At 29.8% G+C, this 6,864-nt stretch carries 7 protein-coding genes and 1 riboswitch; all 7 genes read left to right on the forward strand.

What is annotated here, in order from left to right:
- Positions 1 to 10 precede the first annotated feature (10 nt).
- Complete coding sequence (locus ACQRD5_RS05710) at positions 11 to 964, forward strand: ABC transporter permease (protein WP_294362667.1); 954 nt, start codon at positions 11 to 13, stop codon at positions 962 to 964.
- 4 nt (positions 965 to 968) lie between these two features.
- Positions 969 to 1,820 (forward strand): ABC transporter permease, encoded by an 852-nt coding sequence (locus ACQRD5_RS05715; protein WP_294362670.1) that lies wholly within the window; start codon positions 969 to 971, stop codon positions 1,818 to 1,820.
- Positions 1,820 to 2,794, forward strand: coding sequence for an ABC transporter ATP-binding protein (locus tag ACQRD5_RS05720; RefSeq protein ID WP_294362673.1), 975 nt, complete (start codon positions 1,820 to 1,822; stop codon positions 2,792 to 2,794). Before ACQRD5_RS05715 ends, ACQRD5_RS05720 begins: the two co-directional genes overlap by 1 nt.
- A gap of 22 nt (positions 2,795 to 2,816) precedes the next feature.
- Positions 2,817 to 3,791, forward strand: coding sequence for an ABC transporter ATP-binding protein (locus ACQRD5_RS05725; RefSeq protein ID WP_294168439.1), 975 nt, complete (start codon positions 2,817 to 2,819; stop codon positions 3,789 to 3,791).
- Positions 3,792 to 3,898: 107 nt separating this feature from the next.
- Positions 3,899 to 4,082, forward strand: a riboswitch (Lysine riboswitch).
- Positions 4,083 to 4,219: 137 nt separating this feature from the next.
- On the forward strand, positions 4,220 to 5,047 hold the full coding sequence (locus tag ACQRD5_RS05730; protein ID WP_291628314.1) for a transporter substrate-binding domain-containing protein: 828 nt from the start codon (positions 4,220 to 4,222) through the stop codon (positions 5,045 to 5,047).
- Between the two features lie 69 nt (positions 5,048 to 5,116).
- Entirely contained in the window at positions 5,117 to 5,878 is a 762-nt protein-coding gene (locus tag ACQRD5_RS05735) for an amino acid ABC transporter permease (protein WP_291628312.1), read from the forward strand.
- Positions 5,879 to 5,898: 20 nt separating this feature from the next.
- On the forward strand, positions 5,899 to 6,633 hold the full coding sequence (locus ACQRD5_RS05740; RefSeq protein ID WP_294168436.1) for an amino acid ABC transporter ATP-binding protein: 735 nt from the start codon (positions 5,899 to 5,901) through the stop codon (positions 6,631 to 6,633).
- The last annotated feature ends 231 nt before the right edge of the window (positions 6,634 to 6,864 follow it).

Here is a 6,864-nt window from a genome sequence, read left to right on the forward strand (position 1 = left end):
AGTGATAATGATGGCTAAATACATTTTAAAGAGAATGCTTCAAGCTATTCCTTTAATACTACTAATTTCAATAATTTGTTTTACATTAATTCAATTAGCACCATACAATGCCATTGATACAATGATTACTCCGAAGATGTCAACAGAAACGGTAGATATTATAAAAGCAAAATATGGTTTTGACAAACCAATATATCTTCAATACTTATTATGGCTTAAAGGAATTTTAAGTGGACAATTTGGATATTCAATAATTACTCATGAAAGCATATCAAATGATTTATTGGCAAGAATTCCATCAACAGTCGTACTAGTATTACCATCATATTTGATAGCTTTTATAATTTCAATAGTTTTAGGATTATTTGCAGGTTCTAATAAAAATAAATTAGCAGATAAAATTATAGATGGATTTTGCTCTATTGGAATAGCTATTCCAAGCTTTTGGTTTGCGATGATTATGATATTTATTTTTGGATATAAATTTTCAGTATTACCTATATTAGGCATGAATACTATTGGGAAAGAAGGCTCAATATCTGATTTCTTTTTACATTTTATAATGCCGTGTACAGTTTTAGTAATTGCCTTTTTACCTGATTTAATAAGATATGTAAGGTCTTCAACTATAGGACAGATTTCTGAGGATTATGTAATGGTACAAGAAGCTTTTGGAGCAAGTAGATCTGAAATATTATTTAAACATGTTTGTAAAAATGTACTATTGCCTATAATTACAAAATTGGGAATGGCCCTACCTATGCTTATTACAGGAGCAATGATAACAGAAACCGTATTTGGATGGCCAGGAGTTGGACCTTATTTCGTAAATGCTGTAAGATCTTTAGATTATCCAATTATTATGGCAATTTTATTACTATCATCCACTTTAGTTATACTAGGAAACTTATTGTCAGACATCCTTTATTGTTTGATAGATCCTAGAATAAAGGAAATGAGGTAGGAAAATGGAAAATATAAGATTTAAAAATTTTAAAGATGAAATTAAGTACAATAAGAGTGCTTTGTTTGCTATATTATTTTTACTATTTATAGTACTTATATCAATATTTGCATTTCTAATTCCTATAGATCCAGACTTAAGTAACACATCTAATATTCTTCAATCACCTAGTTCTACTTATATATTTGGAACAGATGAATTAGGAAGAGATTACTTTGTTAGAACTGTATATGGTGGACGAGTTTCTTTGACAGTAGGAATCCTTGCTATGATAATTTCTACTAGTATTGGAGTATCTGTTGGAACTATAAGTGGATATTTTGGTGGGAAGATAGATAATATTTTAATGAGAATAGTGGATATAATATCATCTATTCCATGGATGATACTAGTAACAGTAATAAGTATATTTTTAAAACCGGGATTACAAGCAATTATTATAGTTATAGGCCTATTTTCTTGGATGGAAACATCAAGGTTAGTACGTGCGGAAACTCTTTCAATTAAAGAAAGGGAATATGTTCTTTATGCAAAATCTATTGGAGAATCTTCAGTAAAAATAATTTATAAGCATATAATTCCTAGCGTTTTTCCAACTATAATAATTGCATCTACATCTAGTATTGCAGGAGCTATAATGACAGAGTCATCTTTAAGTTTCTTAGGACTTGGAATTCAGCCACCTATGTCATCTTGGGGAAACCTTCTTCAGAATGCACAAACTAATCTTCAAAGTGCGCTATATATGGCTTTAATACCAGGATTATTAATTATTATAACTATATATTCTTTCAATAAATTAGGTAATGTATTAAGGGGACTTGTAGAACCTAAGACCTCAGGAGGTGAGAGTTAATGAGTAATGATAATAATCTTCTTAGAGTAGATAATCTTAAAACCAATTTTTATATTAAAGATAAGAAAGTTGAAGCTGTAAGAGGTGTAAGTTTTCATGTTAATAAAGGAGATATACTGGGTATAGTTGGAGAATCAGGAAGTGGGAAAAGTGTCCTTATGAAATCTGTAATGAATATACTTCCTGAAAATGCAAAAATAGAAGATGGCAAAGTTTATTTTAACAATATAGATATTTCAAGCATGAATAAAAAAGAAATGAAAAATATTAAGGGAAAAGAAATAGCTATGATTTTTCAAGACCCTATGACTGCTTTAAATCCATTAAAAAAAGTAGGAGATCACCTAATAGAAGTATTGATAAGACATAAGGGAATAAATAAAAAATCTGCTAAGATAATAGCATTAGATATTTTAAAACAAGTAGGAATACCGATGCCAGAAAAGAGAATAAATCAATATCCTCATGAATTTAGTGGAGGAATGAGACAAAGGGTGTTAATAGCAATGGCATTGGCATGTAATCCTAGGCTGTTAATTGCAGATGAGCCTACTACAGCCCTTGATGTAACAATACAAGCTCAAATTTTGCAGTTATTAAAGAACTTAAAAGAAAGTAATGATATGTCTGTTATATTAATAACTCATGACCTTGGTGTAGTGGCAAGTCTTTGTAATAGAGTAGTTGTTATGTATGGAGGATTAATAATGGAAGAAGGTCTTGTAGATGAAATTTTCTATGAAGCTAAACATCCATATACGAAGGCTCTACTTAATTCAATTCCTAAGCTAGAAGAGAATGAAAAATCAAGACTTAAGCCAATAAAAGGTTCTGCACCATCTCTATTAAATCCTCCAAAAGGATGTCCTTTTGCTGATAGATGTCAATTTGCATTTAAAAAGTGTTTCCAAGAGATGCCTAAATATAAGGATTTTAGTGAAACTCACAGAGCAATGTGCTTTTTAGAAAAATAAATTTAGGAAATGGGGTGTTACAATGTCTAATGAAATATTAATAGAAGTAAAGAATTTAAAAAAATATTTTCCAGTTAAAAATGAATTTTTAGGTGGAGAAAAAAAGTTCGTAAAGGCAGTAGATGGCGTTTCTTTTAATATAAGAAAAGGAGAGACATTTGGACTTGTAGGTGAATCTGGATGTGGAAAATCAACTCTTGGAAGATCAATTACAAGGCTTTATGATATAACAGAAGGGGATATACTTTTCGAAGGAACTAATATAGCTAAACTATCCAAAAAAGAAATGAATAGCTTTTATAGAAAAATTCAAACTATATTTCAGGATCCATATTCATCTTTAAATCCTAATATGACAGTTAGAGAGTTAGTAAATGAACCTTTAGCTTTACATACTAAGTTAAGTAAGGATGAAAGGAATAAAAAAATAAAAAAATTACTTGAAATGGTTGGATTATCAGAATCTGATATGGATAAATTCCCTTATGAATTTAGTGGTGGACAAAGACAAAGGATAGGTGTTGCAAGGGCTATATCAACTGAGCCAGATTTTATTCTTTGTGATGAGCCAATTTCTGCATTAGATGTATCTATTCAAGCACAAGTTGTAAATATGTTAGAGGACTTACAAAAGGAACTAAAACTTACATATCTTTTTGTTGCCCATGATTTATCAATGGTAAAGCATATTTCAGATAGAATAGGAGTAATGTATCTTGGTAAGATAGTAGAAATATCTGATAGTAACGAATTATATAAAAATCCACTTCATCCATATACAAAAGCACTTTTATCAGCAATACCAATTGCAGATCCTAAGAAAGCAAAGAAATCTGAAATAAGTTTAATAAAGGGGGATGTACCAAGTCCTATAGATATTCCAACAGGATGTAGGTTCCATACTAGATGTCCTTATGCAACAGAGAAATGTAAAATCGTTGAGCCTGAAATGAAGGAAATAGAAAAAAATCATTTTGTTAGTTGTCATTTATATTAATAATTCATAATATTTAGCATTGTATAAAAAATGTGAAAATATATCTATTGACACAGGTGGAAAATAGTAGTAAACTGTATATAAAATTAAATAAATACCTCACTTAGCAGTGGGGTAGAGGCGCAAAATTTAACAGTCTTTAGCTGAGCTTGAGAGTGCTATGAAGCTATTGAGAAGGAGATTTTGCCGAAGCTTGTAATATATCTCGATATTATTTGCTGGGTCTGTAATTAATAGTTACAGGACTGTCTTAATAAACTTCCCGGTTTATTAAGTTGTGCTATCTCAAATGGGAAGATGAGGGTTAAGTCTTTGAATTAATCTTGAGTGTAATTGCTCAATTGTTTTTAGAGTATCTTATCCAAAATATTTAAGATAGCACCAACCAATAGGTTGGTTTTTTTATTACCATAAAGGAGAGGATAAATATGAGAAAAAAATTATCATTATTAATTTTAGCTGCATTAACAGCAGCACTAACATTAACTGGTTGTGGTTCAGGTAAGGAAAGTAATTCTGGAGAGGATGTATTTAGAGTAGGTATGGAAGCAGGATATGCACCATTCAACTGGACACAAATGGATGACTCTAAGGGAGCAGTTAAAATAGATGGAAGTTCTGAATATGCTGGTGGCTATGATGTGGAAATAGCTAAAAAAATAGCTGATAGTCTAGGAAAAAAATTAGTAATAGTTAAAACAGAGTGGGACGGGCTTGTTCCTGCATTAACATCTGGAAAAATAGATGCAATAATAGCTGGTATGTCACCAACAGCAGAACGTAAAGAAACAATAGACTTTACAGATGTTTATTATAAATCAGATCTAGTAATGCTTGTTAAAAAAGGTGGAGCTTATGAAAATGCAGAAACATTAAAAGATTTTTCGGGAGCTAAAATAACTGCTCAATTAAATACTTTCCACTATACTGTTATAGATCAAATTCCAAGTGTTAATAAGGTTGCAGCTATGGACAACTTCCCAGCAATGAGAGTTGCACTAGAATCTGGAGTAATAGATGGATATGTAACAGAAAGACCAGAAGCTTTAAGTGCACAAATGGCAAATGAAAACTTTAAGATGGTTGAATTTAAAGAAGGATTTGTTACTTCAGAAGAAGACACAGCAATAGCAGTTGGACTTCAAAAGAACAGTGAGTTAAAAGATAAGATAAATGAAACATTAAAGGGAATTTCTGATGAAGATAGATTGAAGATAATGGACGATGCAATTAAGAATCAACCAGCAGCTCAATAGCAATAGAAGGGGTTCAATTGATTTATAATAATCAATTTGCCCCTATTTCACATATAAGGAGATTGAATTATGACTATAGAATGGTTAATAAAAATAATTACAAATAACTGGCCTATGTTTATACGTGGTGCAGGAATGACATTACTTATTTCAATAGTAGGTACTTTAATTGGTTCATTAATTGGACTTATAGTTGGGGTAATAAGAACAATACCAATACCAGAAAGAGGTATTAAAAAAACATTATTAAAGACAATTAATATAATTTTATCAGTTTATATAGAATTCTTTAGAGGTACTCCAATGATTGTTCAAGCTATGGTAATTTACTATGGTTCAGCAGCAGCCTTTGGAATAGATATTAATAGAATAGTTGCAGGTTTATTTATAGTTTCAATTAATACTGGAGCATATATGTCTGAAATAGTAAGAGGTGGTATTGTTTCTATAGATAAAGGTCAATTCGAAGCAGCTCAAGCTATTGGAATGAATCATTTTCAAACTATGACTAATGTAGTATTGCCACAAGTAATTAGAAATATATTACCAGCAACAGGTAATGAATTTGTAATTAATATAAAAGATACATCAGTATTAAATGTTATTTCAGTATCAGAATTATTCTTCCAAACTAAATCTATAGCCGGAAATAATTTTAGATATTTTGAATCATTCTTTGTAGCATGTATATTATATTTTATAATGACATTTACAGTTACAAGAATATTAAGATATTTAGAAAAGAAAATTGATGGACCAGAAAACTATATAATAGCAGGAAATCAAATGCAAGTTGCAAGGCCAGAAGATATGGCTAAAAAGTCTATATAGTGGCTTAAGGAGGAATTAGTATGGAAAAAATTATAGAAGTTAAGCATTTAAGCAAATCCTTTGGAGGTCATGAAGTTTTAAAAGATATTGATTTTTCAGTAAATAAAGGAGAAGTTGTTTGTATAATAGGTTCTTCAGGTTCTGGAAAATCTACATTATTAAGATGTATAAATCTTTTAGAAAAGCCATCTGGTGGTGAAATAATATACAATGGTGAAAATATATTAGATGATAATCATGATATATATAAATATAGAACAAAACTAGGTATGGTTTTCCAACAATTTAATTTATTTAATAACCACAATGTTTTAAGCAATTGTGTTGTTGGACAAGTAAAAGTATTAGGAAGATCAAAAGAAGAAGCAGAAAAGGTAGCAATGAAATACTTAGATGTAGTAGGTATGGGTGACTATATAAATGCTAAGCCAAAACAATTATCTGGAGGACAAAAACAAAGAGTAGCTATTGCAAGAGCTTTGTCTATGGAACCAGATGTTATATTATTTGATGAGCCAACTTCAGCACTTGATCCAGAAATGGTAGGAGAAGTTTTAAAAGTAATGAAGGAATTGGCAGGAAGTGGTCTTACCATGTTAGTTGTAACTCATGAAATGGGCTTTGCTAATGAAGTGGCAGATAGGGTTGTATTTATGAATAATGGAGTTATTGAAGAAGAAGGAACTCCAGAAGAAATATTTAATAATCCTAAAAAAGAACGTACTAGAGAATTTTTAAAAAGAACTTTTAAATAACAATATGAAAATAGTAAGAGGTTGCATCAGTTTGAAGTATATGATAGAGACTGAGACAACTTCTTATTTTTTATTATAATAAGAATTTTTTATTCATTAAATAAAAATGTAATAAACTTAAAAAATTATACTATAGAAAAATAAATTTAATTATATTCTGTATAGGTTATTATTTATAATCATTCAATAATTAAAGATAAATTAGGAAAGAATAAATAATATTATTATTTA

This window comes from Clostridium sp. SGI.024, assembly GCF_050315195.1.
In the GTDB taxonomy this organism is placed as follows: domain Bacteria; phylum Bacillota; class Clostridia; order Clostridiales; family Clostridiaceae; genus Clostridium.